Genomic DNA, 21058 nt, shown 5'->3' with positions numbered 1-21058 from the left:
GTAGCCCGGGTAAGGCGTCAGCCGCGACCCGGGAGATTTCCTGTAAGGAGACTTTGATGAATGAAACCATAGCATTACGTCCTGACAGCAGGGCGTCGGCAAAGGACAGCGTTGTTGATTACACCCTTGCGTCGCTGGAGGAACTTGAACAACTGCATCCGGCTCTGAATCTGCTGGCGCACCCATCAATCGCTCAGGGTAGCCATGATTTTTTTGTCCGTTGCTATGACGCTGGCGTACGGCATGCGCAGGCCGGGGCCGCTGAAACGGTGGCGGCTTTACCTGATTCGCTGACACATGAGCAGCAAGGGAGCGGGCTACTGTGTGCGGCTGCCGGGCGTCTGGAAATTCTTGGTCAGCCGCTGACGCACAATCGTCTGTGCGACCTCGCCGGTCAGTTCTGTGCTGGCATTGCGGATGTTGATAGCGAAATCCGCAGCGGTTTCTATACCGTGCGCAGCATATCGCTGCCGGTTTACCGGCGGCTGCTGCGGGATAAGCATTCATATGGCATCTGCCTGCAGCAGGCGCTGCTGCATCTGCTGGCCTGGAAAAGTGATTCCCCCTGGGCGCGGCAGCAGGCCCAGCGGTTGCTCTGGCAGGGGGGAGTTCTGGGTGATAACGGCGAGTTTGCGCTGATGACGCTCGATGATGAACTGCGGGAGCGCCAGTTTGCGTGGCCCGGACTGTGGTCGCTGCTGGCCGTGACCGGGTTTCTGGCGAAATTCCCGGCCGGGCCATTGTTTGCTGATTGAAAAGCGCTCCCCTGGCGGGGAGCCTGTTAATTGGTCGCAGGATATTCCTGGACGGCGATATGCAGCGTAAGTTTTTTATCATCGCGCATAATCACCACCGGAATTTCCGAGCCCGGGCGAATCTCTGCGACCTGGTCCATGGTTTCCAGGGCGGAAACGGCGGGCTTGTCGTTAACCGAAATAATGACGTCGTTGGCGCGGATCCCTGCCTGGGCGGCCGGGCCTTCCGGCGCAACATCATTCACCACGATCCCCTGCAGCTGATCGATCCCGCCGCCCTGCGCATGCAGCGGCGCAATTTCGCGGCCGCTGATCCCTATATAGCCGCGAATAACGCGGCCATCGCGGATCAGCTTATCCATAATCTTGGTTGCCAGCTGGAAAGGGATCGCAAAGCCGATCCCTTCCGGCGTTTCGCCATCGTTGCTTTTATCAAATGACAGGGTATTGATACCCATCAGCTCGCCCAGCGAGTTCACCAGCGCGCCGCCGGAGTTACCGTGATTGATTGACGCGTCGGTCTGCAGGAAATTCTGGCGCCCGGTGGGGTTCAGGCCGATACGGCCGGTGGCGCTGATAATGCCCTGGGTAATGGTTTGCCCAAGGTTGTACGGGTTGCCGATCGCCAGCACGACGTCACCGATATGCGGCACGCGTTTCGGGTTAATCGGAATCACCGGCAGGCCGCCGCTGGCGTTGATTTTTAACACCGCCAGATCGGTGAGAGTATCCGAGCCGACCAGCAGCGCTTCAAAAACCCGACCATCCTGTAGGGCCACGATAATCTGATCGGCATCGTTGATAACGTGCTTATTGGTCAGGATATAGCCGCGCTGATCCATGATCACGCCGGAACCGAGCGTTAGCTGGTTATGGCTGGTGCTGTTGAGTGCCCGGTTATAGACGTTCACGACCGCCGGGGCGGCGCGGCGAACGGCGGAATTATAGCTGGCGGGGGATTCATCCGCGCTATCGTATTGCGTGGTCGGCGAAAGCTGCCACTGGCGCAGCGAAGGCATAACGGCCAGCAGCAGACCGCCGACAATCAAACCAATAAGTATCGAACGTAAAAGCTTTCCAGGCATGATGCAGATATCGTTGATGGATGGACAGGCGCAGCATAACACGTCTTGTCCGGACATCGCACTGCACGCGATGCCCGGAAGGCGAGTTAACGCAGCAGCAGATAGATGCTTTCGCTGCCGCGAACGACGTTCAGCGCAATCACCGTCGGCTTGCTTTCAAGCACTTTTCGCAGTTCAGCAATGGACCTTACGCGCTCGCGGTTGAGGCCAATAATGATGTCGTCTTTATGCAGCCCCGCCTGGGCGGCAGGGCTGGCTTTATCGACATTATCAATGACGACGCCTTTGGTCCCGTCTTTCATCTGACCGTCGCTTAACGATGCGCCCTGCAGGGCTGGCGCGATAAGTTCGGCGCTGGCGGAAGAAGAGGTGCTCTTGTCGAGGGTGACTTCAACTTCTACGGGCTTTCCTTCGCGCAGGAGCCCCAGCTTCACCTTGGTCCCCGGCTCGGTCGTGGCGATGCGGGAGCGCAGTTCGGCGAAGCTGTTGAGCGGCTTGCCGTTCAGGCTGACGATAACGTCGCCAGATTTGATGCCCGCTTTGGCCGACCCTGAATTTGGCAGCACTTCGCTGACGAAGGCGCCGCGCTGGACGTCGAGATTCATCGCTTTGGCGATATCCGCGCTCATTTCCATGCCTTTGATGCCCAGCAGGCCGCGTTTGATTTCACCAAACTGAATAAGCTGCTGGGAGAGAATTTTCGCCATATTGCTGGGGATCGCGAAGCCAATGCCGACGCTGCCGCCGCCCGGGGCCAGAATGGCGGTGTTGATGCCAATCAGCTCGCCGTTGAGGTTCAGCAGCGCGCCGCCGGAGTTGCCGCGGTTGATCGAGGCATCGGTCTGGATAAAGTTCTCCAGCCCTTCAAGATTCAGGCCGCTGCGGCCAAGGGCTGAAATAATCCCGGATGTGGCGGTCTGACCCAGACCAAACGGGTTACCGACGGCGACGGCGAAATCGCCTACCCGCAGCTTATCGGAGTCGGCGATCGCGATTTGCGTCAGATTGCTGGGTTTTAACAGCTGCAGCAGGGCGATATCGCTCTGCTCGTCGCTGCCGACCAGTTTGGCATCGAACTCGCGACCATCGTTAAGCTGGACGCTGATTTTCTGCGCCTGATTAATCACGTGATTATTGGTTAGCACGTAGCCTTTTGCCGCGTCAATGATGACCCCAGAACCCAGGCCTTCAAATGGCTGCGCCTGCTCTTGCGGCGCATTGTCGCCAAAGTACTTCTTCAGCTCTTCCGGCATATTCTGCGCGGGCGACGCGGTGCCCTCAACCTGTACGCTCACCACCGCCGGCAACACTTTTTCCAGCATCGGCGCGAGGCTTGGCAACGCGCCCTGGCCGGGAACCTGTGTCGGTAAAGAGGCTGCTGCCGGAGGTAAGGCGGACAACGACAACCCAACGCTTAACGCTAACGCACTTAACAGCAAAGTCTGTTTATTCATTAGATGCTGGCTCTCGTAACCTGAGGTGTATGGGAAACGTCCCGAATGGTCCGATGTTATTGAATTTTCGGCCCGGTAACAATGTGGGCGATAGTTAAATTGTAGCTGGGATGAGAGGTTGAAACGGGCGCTGAGGGTGCGCCCGGAAAATATTTTTACTGTCGTTGGCGGATTAGTCGCGCTTTACGCCGCCGCGCAGCAGGCCGGAGGCGCCTTCAGAGTAGTCGCGCGGCATCTGGACCGGAGCCTGATCGTTGCCCGCTTCAGACTCTTCCAGACGATTGCGGAACGGATTGGCGTCCGCCATGCTGTCCGGCAGCAGGTTGCTGGAACTTTTCGCCATATGCTGATACAGCTGGCGGTAATCATGCGCCATGTTATCCAGTAGCTCTGCGCTCCGGGCAAAATGGCTTACCAGCTCTTCGCGGTACTCTTCCAGCTCTGCTTTATTCTTTTCCAGTTCAAACTGCAGCGCCTGCTGTTGGCGTAATTTGCGATTGCCAAAACGCATCGCGACGGCGCCGATAATGATGCCGACAACTAGCCCAATTAGCGCGTATTCCCAGGTCATGAACATCTCCCGTTGTTTTGTGGTTCCGTAGGATGGCTGTGAGGCTCTCCGCCTGCGCCCGATAGTGCCACTATAACCGCTAATTCCACAGAAGTGGAATCCTGGCGTATCATCACGTAGTGTAGAGCGGCCTTTTTTTCGTCAATCGTGAGCTACGGCATTACGGTTTTCAAGGAATAAGAATTAGATCATGCAAAGCCTGTCCCCAACATCGCGTTACCTTTCCTCTCTCAACGAGGGGAGCCACCAACCTGACGACGTACAGCGAGAAGCGGTCAGCCGCCTCGATACGATTTTTCATGAATTGCAGAATAAACCTTCGGCAGCGCCGCAAACCGGCGGCGGTTTACGGGCGAAATTCGGCAAGCTGCTGGGCAAGCGCGAACCCGTTGCCGAAACGGTCGCGGTTCGCGGTCTCTATATGTGGGGCGGGGTCGGCAGGGGGAAAACCTGGCTGATGGACCTGTTCTATCAAAGCCTGCCGGGAGAACGTAAACAACGTCTGCATTTTCATCGGTTTATGCTGCGGGTACATGAAGAGTTAACGACGCTGCAGGGGCACAGCGATCCGCTGGAAATCGTTGCGGACCGTTTCAAAGCTGAAACCGACGTGCTCTGCTTCGATGAGTTTTTCGTCTCTGATATTACCGATGCGATGCTGTTGGGCGGTCTAATGAAAGCGCTGTTCGCTCGCGGCATAACCCTGGTGGCGACATCGAATATTCCTCCTGACGAGCTGTACCGGAACGGCCTTCAGCGCGCCCGTTTCCTGCCCGCCATCGACGCCATTAAGCAACATTGCGATATCATGAATGTCGACGCCGGTATTGATTACCGCCTGCGCACGCTGACCCAGGCGCATCTGTGGCTGTCGCCGCTGAATGCTGAGACCCAGCAGCAGATGGATAAATTGTGGCTGGCGCTGGCAGGTGCGAAGCGCGAACAGGCGCCGACGCTGGAGATCAACCATCGTCCGCTGCCGACGCTGGGCGTAGAGAACCAGACGCTGGCGGCGTCGTTCGCCACGCTGTGCGTGGATGCGCGCAGCCAGCATGACTATATTGCGCTCTCGCGTCTGTTTCATACCGTGATGCTTTTTGAGGTGCCGGTGATGACTGGGCTGATGGAGAGCGAGGCGCGGCGCTTTATCGCCCTGGTTGATGAGTTCTATGAGCGCCACGTTAAACTGGTGGTCAGCGCGGCGGTACCGCTTTATGAGATCTATCAGGGTGAGAGGTTAAAATTCGAGTTCCAGCGCTGTTTGTCGCGCCTGCAGGAGATGCAGAGCGAGGAGTATCTGAAGCGGGAACACTTACCGGGGTAAAACCGGGTACAAATCACATAAAGGGGTCGATCTTTGACCCCGACTTCTCTATAATCTTGCGACCCCACGTTACGAGAAGGTTTTTTTCCCAAAACTTTCTATGTGCCGGCATAGGCTATTCGAAGGGGTAGGTTTGCTGGACAATGTCGTGTGAACCTCAACTGACTAAACGTTTGGGTGTTCACCAACGTGTAACTTATTTATTTGGGTAAGCTTTTAATGAAAACTTTTACAGCTAAACCAGAAACCGTAAAACGCGACTGGTATGTTGTTGACGCGACCGGTAAAACTCTGGGCCGTCTGGCTTCCGAACTGGCTCTGCGCCTGCGCGGCAAGCATAAAGCGGAATACACTCCGCACGTTGATACCGGTGATTACATCATCGTTCTGAACGCAGAAAAAGTTGCTGTAACCGGCAACAAGCGAGAAGACAAAATGTACTACCACCACACCGGCCACATCGGTGGTATCAAAGAAGCGACCTTTGAAGAGATGATTGCCCGCCGTCCTGAGCGTGTGATTGAAATCGCGGTTAAAGGCATGCTGCCAAAAGGCCCGCTGGGTCGTGCTATGTACCGTAAGCTGAAAGTTTACGCGGGTAACGAGCACAACCACGCGGCACAGCAACCGCAAGTTCTTGACATCTAATCGGGATTATAGGCAATGGCTGAAAATCAATACTACGGCACCGGTCGCCGCAAAAGTTCCGCAGCTCGCGTTTTCATCAAACCGGGCAACGGTAAAATCGTTATCAACCAGCGTTCTCTGGAACAGTACTTCGGTCGTGAAACTGCCCGCATGGTAGTTCGTCAGCCGCTGGAACTGGTCGACATGGTTGAGAAATTAGATCTGTACATCACCGTTAAAGGTGGTGGTATCTCTGGTCAGGCTGGTGCGATCCGTCACGGTATCACCCGCGCTCTGATGGAGTACGACGAGTCCCTGCGTGGCGAACTGCGTAAAGCTGGTTTCGTTACTCGTGATGCTCGTCAGGTTGAACGTAAGAAAGTCGGCCTGCGTAAAGCACGTCGTCGTCCTCAGTTCTCCAAACGTTAATTGTTTTCTGCTCACGCAGAACAATTTGCGAAAAAACCCGCTTCGGCGGGTTTTTTTATGGATAAATTTGCCATTTTCCCTCTACAAACGCCCCATTGTTACCACTTTTTCAGCATTTCCAGAATCCCCTCACCACAACCTCTTCAAAATCTGGTAAACTATCATCCAATTTTCTGCCCAAATGCAGGTGATTGTTCATTTTTTGTTTGGATGACGAACGAAATGAAGTCACGCAAATGGGGTTTTTACATCTGGCTGGCCATGCGTGGTCGGCAGCAGTACAAAAATTCTGAATATACCTGGAGGTTTTCATGGCTGTCGCTGCCAACAAACGTTCGGTAATGACGCTGTTTTCTGGTCCTACTGACATCTATAGCCATCAGGTCCGCATCGTGCTGGCCGAAAAAGGTGTTAGTTTTGAGATAGAGCACGTGGAGAAGGACAACCCGCCTCAGGATCTGATTGACCTCAACCCGAATCAAAGCGTACCGACGCTTGTGGATCGTGAGCTCACTCTGTGGGAATCTCGCATCATTATGGAATATCTGGATGAGCGTTTCCCGCATCCGCCGCTCATGCCGGTTTACCCGGTGGCGCGTGGGGAAAGCCGTCTGTATATGCAGCGTATCGAAAAGGACTGGTATTCGTTGATGAATACCATTCAGACCGGTACCGCTGCGCAGGCTGATACTGCGCGTAAGCAGCTGCGTGAAGAACTACAGGCGATTGCGCCAGTTTTCACCCAGAAGCCCTACTTCCTGAGCGATGAGTTCAGCCTGGTGGACTGCTACCTGGCACCACTGCTGTGGCGTCTGCCGGTTCTCGGCGTAGAGCTGGTCGGCGCTGGCGCGAAAGAGCTTAAAGGCTATATGACTCGCGTATTTGAGCGCGACTCTTTCCTCGCTTCTTTAACTGAAGCCGAACGTGAAATGCGTCTCGGTCGGGGCTAAATGATGGATGTATCACAGCTGACGCCGCGTCGCCCGTATCTATTACGAGCGTTCTATGAGTGGCTGCTGGATAACCAGCTGACTCCGCATCTGGTCGTTGACGTCACTCTGCCGGGCGTAATGGTCCCGATGGAGTACGCTCGCGATGGGCAAATTGTTCTCAATATTGCCCCACGCGCTGTCGGTAACCTCGAGCTGGCCAACGACGAAGTGCGTTTTAACGCGCGCTTCGGCGGCGTGCCGCGCAATGTCTCCGTGCCGATGGCTGCCGTACTGGCGGTTTACGCGCGTGAGAATGGCGCAGGGACCATGTTCGAACCGGAAGCGGCCTATGATGAAGATGTCACTAGCCTGAACGATGACGAAGAGCTGCCTGACAGCGAAACGGTCATGTCGGTGATCGATGGCGATAAGCCGGATAGTCACGACGACGATCCCGACGATACGCCGCCTCCTCGCGGTGGGCGTCCGGCGCTGCGCGTCGTAAAATAATCTTTGCCAGGCCCTTCGGGGCCTGTTTTATATCTTAATTCACATCTGAATTTGATAACATCATTGAAAATGAGCGAAGCGTGTTTCTGAACATGCTTCGCTTTTTTTATCCTATAGTCGGCGGCCTTGGTGTAAATAGACCCGTTTTAGTTCCCGGATTTTTTTGCGATCCCGGCCAAATTGACCCTGGCCCAATACTTTATGCCGCCAACAATCTGAACATGGATTTTACCGTGACCGCGGAGGCGGCGGGGTATACACCGACTTTAGTAATAACGACGTCGTTGATTTTGGCTCGCGGCATGTCGGCTTGCTATCAACCACCGCCTTTACCCAACTGGGCGCGCGGGACATCACTTTAACGATTCACTGTGAGACGTCCGCCGGGATCGCCATTACGGCACGATATGCCCGCGTCAGTTCCGCTCTCACAGGCAAAGACGCCTTTACAGATAAGCGCAGCGGTTGGGGGTAATATCAGAAGCGGGCAGAAGGTGTAGCTGGACGGCGAGGCGGTAATCAGCATTGTTTATCTTTGAATAAAGAGCTTGCGGGCACGGAGCCCGCAAGCTTCTCATTTTACACTTCCAGATAGTTCAGGATCCCGTCAGCCGCCTTACGGCCTTCGGCAATCGCCGTCACCACCAGGTCGGAACCGCGAACGATATCACCCCCGGCGAAGATTTTCGGGTTGCTGGTCTGGAAGGCGTTGTCGCTGCCTTCCGGCGCAATCACGCGGCCCTGAGAATCGAGCTCGACGCTGTGCTTCGCCAGCCATTCCATGCTGTGTGGACGGAAACCAAACGCCATTACAACGGCATCGGCGGGCACCACATGCTCAGAACCGGCCACGATTTCCGCGCGGCGGCGGCCTTTCGCATCCGGCTGGCCCATCTCCGTACGCGCCATCTTCACGCCGCATACCTTACCGTTGGCATTCACTTCAATGCCCAGCGGTTGGACGTTGAACTGGAACTCCACGCCTTCTTCACGCGCGTTTTTCACTTCGCGCTTCGAGCCCGGCATGTTCTCCTCATCACGGCGATAGGCGCAGATGACGTGAGTGGCGTTCTGGCGAATCGAGGTCCGCACGCAGTCCATAGCGGTGTCGCCACCGCCAAGAACCACGACGCGTTTGCCTTCCATGCTGACGTACGGCTCGTCCGCCGTTTCGCCAAAGCCCATGATCTGTTTGGTATTGGCGATCAGGAACGGCAGCGCATCAAAGACCCCGCTAGCGTCTTCGTTTTCCAGCCCGCCGCGCATGGACTGATAGGTCCCGACGCCGAGGAACACCGCATCGTAATCTTTCAGCAGATCGTCGAGCTGTACATCGCGGCCCACTTCGATATTGAGTTTGAACTCGATGCCCATGCCGGTGAAGATCTCGCGACGGCGGGTCATCACCTCTTTTTCCAGCTTAAACGCCGGAATACCAAAGGTCAGCAGACCGCCGATTTCCGGATGGCGATCGAAAACCACCGCCTTCACGCCGTTGCGGGTCAACACGTCGGCGCACGCCAGGCCCGCTGGACCCGCGCCGATAATGGCGACGGTTTTACCGGTTTGCTTTACGCCGGTAAGGTCGGGGCGCCAGCCCATTTCGAACGCTTTATCGTTGATATAGCGTTCGATGTTGCCGATGGTGACCGCGCCGAACTCATCGTTCAGCGTGCAGGAACCCTCGCACAGACGATCCTGTGGGCAAACGCGCCCGCAGACTTCCGGTAAGGTATTGGTTTGATGCGACAGCTCCGCCGCTTCAAAAATACGTCCTTCATTAGCCAGCTTCAGCCAGTTCGGGATGTAGTTATGCACCGGGCACTTCCATTCGCAGTACGGGTTGCCGCAGGACAGGCAGCGGTCCGCCTGTGCTTTGGCCTGGCCTTCTGAAAACGGCTCGTAAATTTCCACAAATTCAATTTTACGGATCTTCAGCGCTTTCTTTGGCGGATCAACTCGCTGTAAGTCGATAAATTGATAGACATTCTGACTCATCTTAACCCCTTACTGCGCCTGCACCCGCAGCTCAGCTGCGGAACGACTACGGTGACCCAACAGTGCTTTAACATCGCTGGACTTCGGTTTAACCAGCGCAAACTTCGCTGAGAAGGCCGGCCAGTTAGCCAGGATCTCTTCGCCGCGCTGCGAGCCGGTAAGCTGCACGTGCTCGGTAATCAAACCGCGCAGGTGCTCTTCATGGATGGCCAGAGAGTCAACGTCCAGCACTTCTACCAGTTCAGGGTTCACGCGTTTGCGGAAGTCGCCATCTTCATCCAGAACGTAACCAAAGCCGCCGGTCATGCCTGCGCCAAAGTTGACGCCGGTTTTACCCAGCACGCAGACGATGCCGCCGGTCATGTATTCACAGCCGTTGTCGCCAATACCTTCGACGACGGTGATCGCGCCGGAGTTACGCACCGCGAAACGCTCGCCCGCACGGCCCGCAGCATACAGGCGACCGCCGGTCGCGCCGTACAGGCAGGTGTTGCCGATGATGCTGGCTTCGTGGCTACGGAAGGCCGAGCCTACCGGAGGACGAATGGCGAGCAGGCCGCCGGCCATCCCTTTACCCACATAGTCGTTCGCATCGCCAGTCAGATGCAGTTCGACGCCGCCGGCATTCCACACGCCGAAGCTCTGGCCCGCAGTACCGCTAAAGTGGGCGACAATCGGGTCGGCAGCGAGACCCTGGTCGCCGTGAGTCTGGGCGATATAACCGGACAGCGATGCGCCAACGGAGCGGTCGGTGTTGCGGATATCGAACCAGAACGTTTTGCTCTGCTTGCTGTCAACAAACGGTTTCGCCTGCTGCAGAAGCTGGGCATTGAGTACGCCATTGTCGAACGGCGGGTTGTTCTCCGTGCAGTACAGCGCTTTGCCAGGATGCGGCTCAGCGGTTTCCAGCATCTTGCTCAGATCCAGCTTCTGCTGCTTGGCGGTAAATCCGTCCAGCTCTTTCAGCAGGTCGGTGCGACCAATCAGATCCACCAGACGCTTCACGCCCAGCTGCGCCATCAGCTCGCGAGTTTCGCGGGCGATGAATTCAAAGTAGTTGGTCACTTTAAACGGCAGACCGTGATAGTGGTTCTTACGCAGTTTGTCGTCCTGGGTTGCTACGCCGGTTGCGCAGTTGTTCAGGTGGCAAATACGCAGATATTTACAGCCCAGCGCGACCATTGGGCCGGTACCGAAGCCGAAGCTCTCAGCCCCGAGGATAGCCGCTTTGATGATATCAAGGCCGGTTTTCAGGCCGCCGTCCACCTGCAGACGAATTTTGTGGCGCAGCCCGTTGGCAACCAGCGCCTGCTGGGTTTCCACCAGTCCCAGTTCCCACGGACAGCCTGCGTACTTCACTGAAGAGAGCGGGCTGGCGCCGGTGCCACCGTCATAGCCAGCGATGGTGATTAAATCCGCGTAAGCTTTTGCCACGCCGGTGGCGATAGTCCCGACGCCCGGTTCGGAAACCAGCTTCACGGAGATCATCGCCTTCGGGTTGACCTGCTTCAGGTCGAAAATCAGCTGCGCCAGATCCTCGATAGAGTAAATATCGTGGTGCGGCGGCGGGGAGATCAGCGTCACGCCCGGCACGGAATAGCGCAGTTTGGCGATGTAGGGCGTCACTTTATCGCCCGGCAGCTGGCCGCCTTCGCCAGGCTTCGCGCCCTGAGCGACTTTAATCTGGATAACGTCGGCGTTGACCAGATAAGCGGGGGTTACGCCGAAGCGGCCGGAAGCAACCTGCTTAATGCGCGAGACTTTATTCGTGCCATAGCGCGCCGGGTCTTCGCCGCCTTCGCCGGAGTTGGAATTACCGCCGATGCTGTTCATCGCTTCCGCCAGCGCTTCGTGCGCTTCGGGGCTCAGCGCGCCGATAGACATCGCCGCGGTATCGAAGCGTTTGAACAGCTCGCTGGCCGGCTCAACGTCTTCCAGGCTCACCGTGGTGCCGTCCGGCGTCACGGCCAGCAGATCGCGCAGCGTTGCCGCCGGACGCTCGTTAACCAGCTTCGCGTACTGCTGGTAATCACCGTATTCGCCGCTTTGTACCGCTTGCTGCAGGGTACGCACCACGTCCGGGTTGTAGGCGTGATATTCGCCGCCGTGGACGTACTTCAGCAGGCCGCCCTGGTCCAGCGGTTTACGCGCCAGCCAGGCACGTTTCGACAGGTTCAGCAGATCCTGCTGGAAGTCATCGAAGCCCGCGCCGCCGATGCGGCTGACGACGCCCTGGAAGCACAGGTCGGAGACGTCGCGATGCAGGCCGACCGCTTCAAACAGCTTCGAGCAGCGATAGGACGCAATGGTCGAAATCCCCATCTTCGACATGATTTTATACAGACCTTTGTTGATGCCGTTACGATAGTTCAGCATCACCGCGCGGTACTCTTTGTCGATGGCTTTGTTATCCACCAGCTTCGCCAGGGTTTCATAGGCGAGGTACGGGTAGATAGCCGTCGCGCCGAAGCCGAGCAGCACGGCAAAATGGTGCGGATCGCGGGCGCTGGCGGTTTCGACAATAATGTTGGCATCGCAGCGCAGGCTCTTATCGACCAGTCGGGTCTGAATTGCGCCGACCGCCATCGGAGCCGGTACCGGCAGACGGTTTTTCGCGATGTTGCGGTCAGAGAGCACCAGCAGAACGGTACCGTTACGTACCATCTGTTCGGCTTTATCGCACAGCGCCTTCACGGTTTCAGCCAGCGTGGTTGCGGTGGCATCAAAAGTGATATCCAGGACGTCGGCGCGATAGTGCTCCTCTTCCATGGTGGTCAGCTGTTTAAAATCGGAGTACAGCAGAATCGGCGATTTGAAGCTCAGGCGGTGCGCCTGGCCTTCCGCTTCGCAGAAGACGTTCATTTCACGGCCGATGCTGGTGGCCAGCGACATGACGTGCGCTTCGCGCAGCGGATCGATCGGCGGGTTGGTCACCTGCGCGAACTGTTGGCGGAAGTAATCGTAAATGATACGCGGCTGGCTGGAGAGCACGGCAAATGGGGTATCGTCGCCCATTGAGCCGACCGCCTCCTGGCCGTTTTCACCCAGAACGCGCAGGACGGAGTCCAGCTCTTCAGCGCTGTAGTTAAACTGTTTCTGGTAGCTGGCGAGGGTATCATCGTCCAGCTGGCGGCTACCGACCTCTTCATCCGGCAGATCTTCGAATGGCACCAGGCGACGGACGTTTTTCGCCATCCACTCTTTATATGGGTGGCGGCTTTTCAGATCGTTGTCGGTTTCCGCGGAGTGCAGAATACGCCCCTCGCGGGTATCGATAACCATCAGCTCGCCCGGGCCGACGCGGCCTTTTTCGACCACTTCATCCGGCTGGTAATCCCAGATCCCGACTTCGGAAGCGCAGGTGATGAGCTTGTCTTTGGTGATGACGTAGCGCGCCGGGCGCAGACCGTTACGGTCGAGGTTACAGGCGGCATAGCGACCGTCGGACATGACGATGCCCGCCGGGCCGTCCCACGGCTCCATATGCATGGAGTTAAAGTCGAAGAACGACCGCAGGTCTGGATCCATATCCGGGTTGTTTTGCCAGGCTGGCGGCACCAGCAGGCGCATGGCTCGGATGATATCCATCCCGCCCGCCAGCAGCAGCTCCAGCATGTTATCCATGGAGCTGGAGTCAGAGCCGGTTTCATTGACGAACGGCGCGGCGTCGTGGAGGTCCGGGATCAGCGGCGTCTGGAACTTATAGGTACGGGCGCGGGCCCACTGGCGGTTGCCGGTGATGGTGTTGATCTCGCCGTTGTGCGCCAGATAGCGGAACGGCTGCGCCAGCGGCCAGCGCGGCACGGTGTTGGTGGAAAAGCGCTGGTGGAACAGGCAGATCGCCGACTCCAGGCGCAGGTCCGCAAGATCCAGGTAGAAGCGCGGCAGATCCGCCGGCATACACAGACCTTTATAAATGTTGACCAGGTTCGACAGGCTGCAAACGTAGAAATCTTTATCTTCCTGCAGGCGTTTTTCGATACGGCGACGCGCGATGAATAAACGGCGCTCCATGTCGCGCGGACGCCAGCCAGCCGGGGCGTTCACAAAGATTTGTTCAATACGGGGCAGCGAGGAGAGGGCGATTTCACCAAGAACGCCTTCATTAGTCGGCACATCGCGCCAGCCAACGATAGACAGCGTTTCGCGTTGAAGTTCTTCTTCGACGATGCGGCGTGCCGCTTTGGCCAGTTCAGGATCCTTATTAAGGAACAGCATCCCAACGGCGTAATTTTTGGCTAAACGCCAGCCGCGCTCTTCCGCAACAATTCGGAAGAAACGATCGGGTTTTTGTAGCAGCAAGCCACAACCGTCGCCGGTTTTTCCATCGGCAAGAATCGCGCCGCGGTGCTGCATTCGGGCCAGTGCGTGTATAGCGGTTCGCACTACCTTGTGGCTAGGTTCGCCTTCTATGTGGGCGATCAGGCCGAAACCACAGTTATCCCTCTCAAGGGATTTATCGTACAACATATCAGTGAACCTCCCCAGGCTCTACGGGACACCCTCCGATACCGATTGCGCACGGGCACAGAAAGAGCATGGCGACGGGGTTTACACCTCGCATTCGCCCTCTTTAAATCCTTTTCGCGTCGGTACACAAGTTTGAGGACTTGCTGTTAAGAGGGAATCTCAATTACTGCATAAATATGATGAGCAGAGCGCTCATCCAGAAAGCTTCCAGCGGATTCCCAACTTATCGGGAATCCACACATACGTCAAATGGCAATCTTATTTATACAAAAATGTGCTATACAACATCTAATATACTGATTTTTAAGAAAATAACGGTATTTTGAATGCCAGGGAAGCGCAGGGAACGGCTTGATCGAGTGTGATCTGTCTCACTATATCGACGGCACGCTATTATCGTTCTGTGCTGAAGTGTTCATTTATTGCAGTTTTTTAAACTGGTTTTTGTTTGATTAAAAGTTATTAATACTGTTTTATGCCCTGGTAAAGATAATGGCAAATCAGAGGCTATATATAAGGAAAACTCATTACCATGATGGTGAATTAAATTGCAGTTATCTTGATTGTTTATGCAATGAAATAAGCGGCCGCGTTGACGATTGATCCAAGTCATCGCCGTCGGTAGCTAAAAATGGCAGGCTTGGCCCCTTTCTTAAGGCCGGTCTATCAGATTATGCAGTTACAAAAATTAGTCAATATGTTTGGTGGGGATCTTATGCGCCGCTACGGTGAAAAGGTTCATAAACTGACGCTGCACGGTGGATTTAGTTGCCCAAATCGCGATGGCACCCTTGGTCGCGGCGGCTGTACGTTCTGTAATGTCGCCTCTTTTGCCGATGAAGAACAGCAGCACAGCTCGATCGCTGAACAGCTGGCCCATCAGGCGCAGCGGGTTAACCGCGCAAAACGCTATCTGGCCTATTTCCAGGCTTATACCAGCACCTTTGCCGAGGTACAGGTACTGCGCTCCATGTATCAGCAGGCGGTCAGCCAGGCGAATATCGTCGGGCTCTGCGTGGGCACTCGCCCGGACTGCGTCCCCGGAGCGGTATTGGATCTGCTGTCTGAATATCGGCAGCAGGGTTATGAAGTCTGGCTCGAGTTGGGTTTACAAACCGCGCACGATAAAACGCTGCGCCGAATTAATCGCGGCCACGATTTTGCCTGCTACCAGCGTACAGCCCGTCTGGCGCGCGAGCGGGGCCTCAAAGTGTGCAGCCACCTTATCGTTGGCCTGCCGGGTGAAGGGCAGAGCGAATGCCTTGAAACGCTAAAACAGGTGGTAGAGACCGGCGTAGACGGCATTAAGCTGCATCCACTTCATATTGTGAAGGGCAGCATTATGGCCAGGGCGTGGCAGGCCGGAAGGTTGCAGGGTATTGATCTGGCGGACTATACGGTCAGCGCAGGCGAGATGATCCGCCATACCCCGGCAGAGGTGATTTATCACCGTATTTCCGCCAGTGCTCGACGTCCGATGCTGCTGGCGCCGCTGTGGTGTGAGAACCGTTGGACCGGGATGGTTGAGCTGGATAAATATCTCAATGAATACGGCGTTCAGGGGTCAGCTATTGGTCGTTGCTGGAGATCTCCGGCCGCTACCGAATAACGTCATCGCCAGCCGCATTCCGGCTGACCGCTACCCCCAGGCAGGCGCGTAACTACAATCCTTCCCGCATTTTTCGCACAACTTACAGCGTCTTGCTCAGAATTGAGTATTATTGTGCGAAGTTGTCGCGAAGGAATCCCTTATGAAGCAAATCCGTATGCTGGCGCAGTATTATGTTGACCTGATGATGAAGCTGGGTCTGGTGCGCTTTTCCATGCTGCTGGCCTTTGCGCTGGTGGTGCTGGCGATCGTCGTGCAGATGGCCGTTACTATGGTGCTGCACGGCCAGGTGGAAAGTATTGATGTGATCCGCTCTATCTTCTTTGGTTTGCTGATTACGCCGTGGGCGGTCTATTTCCTGTCGGTGGTCGTTGAGCAGCTGGAAGAGTCCCGGCAGCGTCTTTCGCGGCTGGTGGAGAAACTGGAGGAGATGCGCGAGCGCGATCTCAAGCTGAATGTGCAGCTTAAGGACAATATCGCCCAGCTTAATCAGGAAATCGGTGAACGTGAAAAAGCTGAAGCGGAACGTGAAACGACGCTTGAGCAGCTGAAAATTGAGATGAAGGAGCGTGAAGAAACGCAAATTCAGCTTGAACAGCAATCGTCCTTTCTGCGCTCCTTTCTTGACGCTTCACCGGACCTCGTTTTCTATCGTAATGAAGATAAAGAGTTCTCAGGCTGTAACCGCGCCATGGAACTGCTGACCGGTAAAAGCGAAAAACAGCTTATTCATCTGAAGCCGCAGGATGTCTACAGCGAAGAGGTGGCGGAGAAGGTGCTGGAGACGGATGAGAAAGTCTTCCGCCATAACGTTTCGCTCACCTACGAGCAGTGGCTGGATTATCCGGACGGGCGCAAGGCCTGCTTTGAAATCCGCAAAGTGCCCTATTATGACCGCGTCGGTAAGCGGCGCGGCCTGATGGGGTTCGGTCGTGATATTACGGAGCGTAAGCGCTATCAGGACGCGCTGGAGCGTGCCAGCCGCGATAAGACCACCTTTATCTCAACGATCAGCCACGAGCTGCGTACGCCGCTTAACGGCATCGTCGGGCTGAGCCGAATCCTTCTCGATACCGACCTGACCGACGAACAGGAAAGATACCTGAAAACCATCCACGTCTCAGCGGTAACGCTGGGTAATATCTTCAATGATATTATTGAGATGGATAAGATGGAGCGGCGTAAAATTCAGTTGGATAACCAGCCGGTTGATTTCACCGGCTTCCTTGCCGACCTTGAAAACCTCTCCGGCCTGCAGGCGCAGCAGAAAGGGCTGCGCTTTGTGCTGGATCCTTCGCTTCCGCTGCCGCATAAAGTGATCACCGACGGAACGCGTTTACGCCAAATCTTGTGGAATCTAATCAGCAACGCCGTGAAGTTTACCCCGCAGGGTGGGAGCGTGAACGTGCGCGTGCGCTATGACGAAGGGGACATCCTGCACTTTGAAGTGGAAGATTCAGGCATTGGCATCCCTGAAGCGGAACAGGATAAAATTTTCGCCATGTATTACCAGGTGAAAGATAGCCAGGGCGGCAAGCCAGCGACAGGTACCGGCATCGGACTCGCCGTGTCGCGGCGTCTGGCGCGTAATATGGGCGGCGACATTAGCGTTGCCAGCCTGCCGGGTAAAGGGGCCACGTTCACGCTCACCGTACACGCGCCGGCCGTGGCTGAAGAGGTTGAAGACACGCTGGCGGAAGATGAAATGCCATTACCTGCGCTGAACGTGCTGCTGGTGGAAGATATTGAGCTCAACGTGATCGTGGCGCGTTCGGTACTGGAGAAGCTGGGCAACAGCGTGGATGTGGCGATGACCGGTAAGGCTGCGCTGGAGATGTTTGTACCCGGCGAGTACGATCTGGTTCTGCTCGATATTCAACTACCGGATATGACTGGGCTCGATATTTCTCGTCAGCTGAAACAGCGCTTTGCCGCCGATGAGCTTCCCCCGCTGGTTGCGCTTACCGCTAACGTCCTGAAGAACAAGACTGAGTATCTGGAAGCGGGAATGGATGATGTCCTGAGCAAGCCGTTATCGGTTCCGGCATTAACCGCGATTATCAAAAAATTCTGGGATGCGCCGGAAGAGGAGGAGAATGAGATGCCATCTGTAGATATCAGTAAATCAGCTTCCGTACTGGATATTCCGATGCTTGAGCAGTATATCGAACTGGTAGGGCCGAAGCTGATTAATGACGGTCTGGCCGTTTTCGAAAGAATGATGCCGGGCTACATGGCGGTTCTGGAATCAAATTTAACCGCTCGCGACCAGAAAGGTATCGTCGATGAGGGGCATAAGATAAAAGGCGCTGCGGGCTCTATCGGTTTGCGCCATATCCAGCAGCTAGGCCAGCAGATCCAAACCCCGGATTTACCGGCCTGGTCGGATAACGTTGGCGAATGGGTTGAAGAGATGAAATCCGAATGGCAAAACGATGTCGCGGTACTGAAGGCGTGGGTAGCGGCGGCAGATAAAAAATGACCCCGGATAAACCGGGGTGCGCGAATACTGCGCCAACACCAGGGAACGGGTCATTGCGCCAGAATCATTTGAGTGATTTTTTTACACGGCGCAACCTGAGGATTTGGCTTACTCGCTCATTAAGATAGCAAACCTTAAATATTTTGTTACGTGAAACAGTAAAATATGTGAAGCATAGCGAGTAAATCAAAATTTTTGACTGCTTTCATAAACTTGTACTAAGGGGCTGATGTGATGAAGAAAATTGGTGTAGTGCTGAGCGGTTGCGGCGTTTATGACGGAAGCGAAATTCATGAAGCCGTTATTACCCTGCTGGCTATTGCCCGCAGCGGCGCTCAGGCTATCTGCTATGCGCCTGATAAAGCGCAAACCGATGTTATCAATCACCTGACCGGCGAAGCGCAGGCGGAAAGCCGTAATGTGCTTGTGGAAGCGGCGCGTATCGCGCGCGGAGAGATTCAGCCTTTAGCAAACGCCCGGGCGGATGCGCTGGACGCGCTGATTGTGCCCGGCGGTTTTGGCGCGGCAAAGAACCTCAGCAATTTTGCTTCGCAGGGAAGTGAATGTGAAGTGGATAGCGATCTCAAGGCCCTGGCGCTGGCGATGCATCAGGCGGGTAAACCGTTGGGCTTTATCTGTATCGCTCCGGCGCTGTTGCCTAAAATATTCTCTATTCCGCTACGCGTCACTATTGGTACCGATCTTGATACCGCCGATGCGGTAGAGGAGATGGGGGCCGAACACGTGCCTTGCCCGGTCGATGACATTGTGGTTGATGAAGACAATAAAGTGGTGACGACTCCCGCGTATATGCTGGCGCAGAACATCGCCGAAGCGGCGAGCGGAATTGAAAAGCTGGTTGCTCGCGTAGTGGTTCTGACGGCATGACATTTCGCTTTTCGCCGTTGCGCTTGATTAAACGTTTTTTGCTGAGGCTGCTGCTGGCTTGCGCGGTGCTATGGGGCGGCGGGGTTGCTCTGTTTAGCATCGTCCCCGTCCCGTTTTCAGCGGTGATGCTGGAGCGGCAGCTCGGCGCCTGGCTCTCAGGGAATTTTCATTACATCGCCCATTCCGATTGGGTGGGCATGGATGAAATTTCTCCGTGGATGGGGCTGGCGGTTATTGCCGCGGAAGACCAGAAATTCCCGGAGCACTGGGGGTTTGACGTCCCGGCGATTGAGAAGGCGCTGGCGCACAATGAACGCAATGAGAACCGCATCCGCGGTGCGTCAACCCTGTCGCAGCAGACGGCAAAAAACCTGTTCCTGTGGGATGGTCGCAGCTGGCTAAGAAAAGGGCTGGAGGCGGGGCTGACCGTTGGCATTGAGACGGTCTGGAGCAAAAAGCGGATCCTCACCGTTTATCTGAATATTGCGGAGTTTGGTGAAGGGACGTTTGGCGTTGAAGCCGCATCGCAGCGCTATTTTCACAAACCGGCCAGCAGATTGACGGCTGCTGAAGCCGCGCTTTTAGCGGCGGTTTTGCCTAATCCCATTCGCTTTCGCGCTGATGCGCCGTCGGGTTATATTCGCAGCCGCCAGGCGTGGATCCTGCGCCAGATGAGGCAGTTAGGCGGGGAAGGGTTTATGCGGGCGAATCAGCTACATTGATGATTTCACGGCTCAGTACCCCGGAAGGCGCGCCGCGACCGGGGGAGTGAAATCTAATCCTCATCAAACCCGGCGTTGAACAGCGCGATAACCGCTGCCAGCGCCTCCACTTCTTGCGGGCCGTTGGCTTCAATCTCAATCTGCCGCCCTTTAGCTGAGTCAAGCATCAGCAGGGCAATCACGCTATTCGCTTCAGCTACAGTTCCTTCATCATTGCGCAGCAGCACTTCAGCATCGTAGTTCTGCATTAATTCAAACAGCTTCATCGCCGGGCGAGCGTGCATCCCCAGCTTATTGGTGATTTCAACGGTTTGCTTAACGGTCATGATTTGCGTTTTTCCAGCGTCCGATGACGGGACTGCACGTTCTTACCGCGCGAGCGGAAGTAGTCAGCCAGCTGTTCGGCGATGTAAACCGAACGGTGTTTACCACCGGTACAACCAATAGCTACCGTCAGATAGCTGCGGTTATTGGTCTCCAGCATAGGTAACCATAGCTCAAGATAGCTGCGGGTCTGGTAAATGAAATTGTGAACTTCCGTGTGCCGGTCGAGGAAGGCGGCCACGGGTTTATCCAGACCGGTCATCGGGCGCAGCTTCGGATCCCAGTGCGGGTTCGGCAGGAAGCGTACGTCGAAAACGTAATCAGCATCAATGGGAATACCGTGCTTAAAGCCAAAGGATTCAAACACCATCGTCAGCTCGCGTTCGCGCTTGCCTAACAAACGCGTGCGCAGCATTTCTGCCAGCTCATGTACCGACATTTCTGAGGTATCGACGATCAGGTCAGCGCGGGAACGCAGAGGTTCCAGCAGGTCGCTCTCTTCATCAATGGCGCTCTCCAGCGACAGGTTTTTGCTGGAGAGGGGATGCAAACGACGCGTGTCGCTGTAGCGGCGAATCAAGGTGTTACGATCGGCATCCAGGAACAGCAGCTGAGGTGAAAACTCTGCGGGCAGATTTTTCATCGCCTGCTCGAAGATTTCCGGCGACTCAGGCATGTTTCGCACGTCAATACTGACCGCGGCCGAGATGTTTCTGTCGGCGAGCGAGCGCGCCAGCTCGGGCAAAAGCACAACCGGCAGGTTATCCACGCAGTAAAAACCCATATCTTCCAGCGCTCGCAGGGCGACGGATTTCCCCGACCCTGAACGGCCGCTGACGATCATCAGTACCATGTACCGTTTCTCCTCAGTACGAAAA

Annotated in this window: 18 protein-coding genes; 11 read left to right on the top strand and 7 right to left on the bottom strand. The window is 55.8% G+C overall.

Annotated features, from left to right (window positions below):
- Positions 1 to 56: 56 nt before the first annotated feature.
- On the top strand, positions 57 to 755 hold the full coding sequence (locus tag KOSB73_RS27900) for a triphosphoribosyl-dephospho-CoA synthase (protein ID WP_098066901.1): 699 nt from the start codon (positions 57 to 59) through the stop codon (positions 753 to 755).
- A gap of 26 nt (positions 756 to 781) precedes the next feature.
- Here KOSB73_RS27900 and degS read toward each other — a convergent pair whose 3' ends face one another.
- From degS to zapG, 3 genes are all read right to left on the bottom strand, one after another.
- A complete protein-coding gene (gene degS, locus KOSB73_RS27895; RefSeq protein ID WP_004134703.1) occupies positions 782 to 1840 on the bottom strand; it encodes an outer membrane-stress sensor serine endopeptidase DegS in 1059 nt (352 codons plus the stop codon).
- Positions 1841 to 1926: 86 nt separating this feature from the next.
- The gene (gene degQ, locus KOSB73_RS27890; RefSeq protein ID WP_024358764.1) at positions 1927 to 3294 is read right to left on the bottom strand and encodes a serine endoprotease DegQ; all 1368 of its coding nucleotides are present in this window, start codon (positions 3292 to 3294) and stop codon (positions 1927 to 1929) included.
- Between the two features lie 172 nt (positions 3295 to 3466).
- Entirely contained in the window at positions 3467 to 3865 is a 399-nt protein-coding gene (gene zapG, locus KOSB73_RS27885; protein WP_004125749.1) for a Z-ring associated protein ZapG, read from the bottom strand.
- A gap of 190 nt (positions 3866 to 4055) precedes the next feature.
- On the opposite strand from zapG, the gene zapE reads away from it, so the two are divergent.
- The 6 genes from zapE to KOSB73_RS31280 all read left to right on the top strand — a co-directional run bounded on the left by zapE (position 4056) and on the right by KOSB73_RS31280 (position 8162).
- Positions 4056 to 5189 (top strand): cell division protein ZapE, encoded by a 1134-nt coding sequence (gene zapE, locus KOSB73_RS27880; protein ID WP_049100555.1) that lies wholly within the window; start codon positions 4056 to 4058, stop codon positions 5187 to 5189.
- 219 nt (positions 5190 to 5408) lie between these two features.
- On the top strand, positions 5409 to 5837 hold the full coding sequence (gene rplM, locus KOSB73_RS27875; protein WP_004106200.1) for a 50S ribosomal protein L13: 429 nt from the start codon (positions 5409 to 5411) through the stop codon (positions 5835 to 5837).
- Between the two features lie 15 nt (positions 5838 to 5852).
- Positions 5853 to 6245: a 30S ribosomal protein S9 gene (rpsI, locus tag KOSB73_RS27870; RefSeq protein WP_000829815.1), complete on the top strand. Its 393-nt coding sequence runs from the start codon at positions 5853 to 5855 to the stop codon at positions 6243 to 6245.
- Positions 6246 to 6556: 311 nt separating this feature from the next.
- A complete protein-coding gene (gene sspA / locus KOSB73_RS27860; RefSeq protein WP_004134697.1) occupies positions 6557 to 7195 on the top strand; it encodes a stringent starvation protein SspA in 639 nt (212 codons plus the stop codon).
- A 3-nt stretch (positions 7196 to 7198) separates the two neighbouring features.
- Complete coding sequence (gene sspB / locus KOSB73_RS27855; RefSeq protein WP_049087008.1) at positions 7199 to 7687, top strand: ClpXP protease specificity-enhancing factor; 489 nt, start codon at positions 7199 to 7201, stop codon at positions 7685 to 7687.
- A 310-nt stretch (positions 7688 to 7997) separates the two neighbouring features.
- Entirely contained in the window at positions 7998 to 8162 is a 165-nt protein-coding gene (locus tag KOSB73_RS31280) for a DUF1120 domain-containing protein (protein ID WP_224246514.1), read from the top strand.
- A 104-nt stretch (positions 8163 to 8266) separates the two neighbouring features.
- Here KOSB73_RS31280 and gltD read toward each other — a convergent pair whose 3' ends face one another.
- Positions 8267 to 9685 carry a glutamate synthase subunit GltD gene (gene gltD, locus KOSB73_RS27845; RefSeq protein WP_024358762.1) on the bottom strand — a complete coding sequence of 473 codons (1419 nt, stop codon included), beginning with the start codon at positions 9683 to 9685 and terminating at the stop codon, positions 8267 to 8269.
- A gap of 9 nt (positions 9686 to 9694) precedes the next feature.
- On the bottom strand, positions 9695 to 14155 hold the full coding sequence (gene gltB, locus KOSB73_RS27840; RefSeq protein WP_049250658.1) for a glutamate synthase large subunit: 4461 nt from the start codon (positions 14153 to 14155) through the stop codon (positions 9695 to 9697).
- Between the two features lie 673 nt (positions 14156 to 14828).
- On the opposite strand from gltB, the gene mnmL reads away from it, so the two are divergent.
- The 4 genes from mnmL to mtgA all read left to right on the top strand — a co-directional run bounded on the left by mnmL (position 14829) and on the right by mtgA (position 19856).
- Positions 14829 to 15764, top strand: a complete 936-nt coding sequence (gene mnmL, locus KOSB73_RS27825) for a tRNA modification radical SAM protein MnmL/YtqA (RefSeq protein WP_049087005.1) — start codon at positions 14829 to 14831, stop codon at positions 15762 to 15764.
- A 142-nt stretch (positions 15765 to 15906) separates the two neighbouring features.
- Positions 15907 to 18246, top strand: a complete 2340-nt coding sequence (gene arcB / locus KOSB73_RS27820) for an aerobic respiration two-component sensor histidine kinase ArcB (protein WP_024358760.1) — start codon at positions 15907 to 15909, stop codon at positions 18244 to 18246.
- A gap of 234 nt (positions 18247 to 18480) precedes the next feature.
- Positions 18481 to 19134, top strand: coding sequence for an isoprenoid biosynthesis glyoxalase ElbB (gene elbB / locus KOSB73_RS27815; RefSeq protein WP_049087002.1), 654 nt, complete (start codon positions 18481 to 18483; stop codon positions 19132 to 19134).
- Entirely contained in the window at positions 19131 to 19856 is a 726-nt protein-coding gene (mtgA, locus tag KOSB73_RS27810) for a monofunctional biosynthetic peptidoglycan transglycosylase (RefSeq protein ID WP_004139770.1), read from the top strand. The genes elbB and mtgA overlap by 4 nt, the downstream gene beginning before the upstream one ends.
- Positions 19857 to 19909: 53 nt before the next feature.
- Here mtgA and npr read toward each other — a convergent pair whose 3' ends face one another.
- Together npr and rapZ are read right to left on the bottom strand one after the other, a co-directional pair.
- Positions 19910 to 20182 carry a PTS phosphocarrier protein NPr gene (npr, locus tag KOSB73_RS27805; protein WP_004139771.1) on the bottom strand — a complete coding sequence of 91 codons (273 nt, stop codon included), beginning with the start codon at positions 20180 to 20182 and terminating at the stop codon, positions 19910 to 19912.
- Positions 20179 to 21033 (bottom strand): RNase adapter RapZ, encoded by an 855-nt coding sequence (gene rapZ / locus KOSB73_RS27800; RefSeq protein ID WP_004106169.1) that lies wholly within the window; start codon positions 21031 to 21033, stop codon positions 20179 to 20181. The genes npr and rapZ overlap by 4 nt, the downstream gene beginning before the upstream one ends.
- Between the last annotated feature and the right edge of the window lie 25 nt (positions 21034 to 21058).

This window comes from Klebsiella grimontii (assembly GCF_900200035.1).
Lineage (GTDB): Bacteria > Pseudomonadota > Gammaproteobacteria > Enterobacterales > Enterobacteriaceae > Klebsiella > Klebsiella grimontii.
The sequence above is the reverse complement of the archived record's forward strand: the minus strand, read 5'-3'. Positions and strand labels throughout refer to the sequence as shown.

Excerpts from the sequence above, each read along its gene's own strand:
- KOSB73_RS27900 (WP_098066901.1), top strand. The coding sequence starts at position 57 with ATGAATGAAACCATAGCATTACGTCCTGACAGCAGGGCGTCGGCAAAG.
- degS (WP_004134703.1), bottom strand. The coding sequence starts at position 1,840 with ATGCCTGGAAAGCTTTTACGTTCGATACTTATTGGTTTGATTGTCGGC.
- degQ (WP_024358764.1), bottom strand. The coding sequence starts at position 3,294 with ATGAATAAACAGACTTTGCTGTTAAGTGCGTTAGCGTTAAGCGTTGGG.
- zapG (WP_004125749.1), bottom strand. The coding sequence starts at position 3,865 with ATGACCTGGGAATACGCGCTAATTGGGCTAGTTGTCGGCATCATTATC.
- zapE (WP_049100555.1), top strand. The coding sequence starts at position 4,056 with ATGCAAAGCCTGTCCCCAACATCGCGTTACCTTTCCTCTCTCAACGAG.
- rplM (WP_004106200.1), top strand. The coding sequence starts at position 5,409 with ATGAAAACTTTTACAGCTAAACCAGAAACCGTAAAACGCGACTGGTAT.
- rpsI (WP_000829815.1), top strand. The coding sequence starts at position 5,853 with ATGGCTGAAAATCAATACTACGGCACCGGTCGCCGCAAAAGTTCCGCA.
- sspA (WP_004134697.1), top strand. The coding sequence starts at position 6,557 with ATGGCTGTCGCTGCCAACAAACGTTCGGTAATGACGCTGTTTTCTGGT.
- sspB (WP_049087008.1), top strand. The coding sequence starts at position 7,199 with ATGGATGTATCACAGCTGACGCCGCGTCGCCCGTATCTATTACGAGCG.
- gltD (WP_024358762.1), bottom strand. The coding sequence starts at position 9,685 with ATGAGTCAGAATGTCTATCAATTTATCGACTTACAGCGAGTTGATCCG.
- gltB (WP_049250658.1), bottom strand. The coding sequence starts at position 14,155 with ATGTTGTACGATAAATCCCTTGAGAGGGATAACTGTGGTTTCGGCCTG.
- mnmL (WP_049087005.1), top strand. The coding sequence starts at position 14,829 with ATGCAGTTACAAAAATTAGTCAATATGTTTGGTGGGGATCTTATGCGC.
- arcB (WP_024358760.1), top strand. The coding sequence starts at position 15,907 with ATGAAGCAAATCCGTATGCTGGCGCAGTATTATGTTGACCTGATGATG.
- elbB (WP_049087002.1), top strand. The coding sequence starts at position 18,481 with ATGAAGAAAATTGGTGTAGTGCTGAGCGGTTGCGGCGTTTATGACGGA.
- mtgA (WP_004139770.1), top strand. The coding sequence starts at position 19,131 with ATGACATTTCGCTTTTCGCCGTTGCGCTTGATTAAACGTTTTTTGCTG.
- npr (WP_004139771.1), bottom strand. The coding sequence starts at position 20,182 with ATGACCGTTAAGCAAACCGTTGAAATCACCAATAAGCTGGGGATGCAC.
- rapZ (WP_004106169.1), bottom strand. The coding sequence starts at position 21,033 with ATGGTACTGATGATCGTCAGCGGCCGTTCAGGGTCGGGGAAATCCGTC.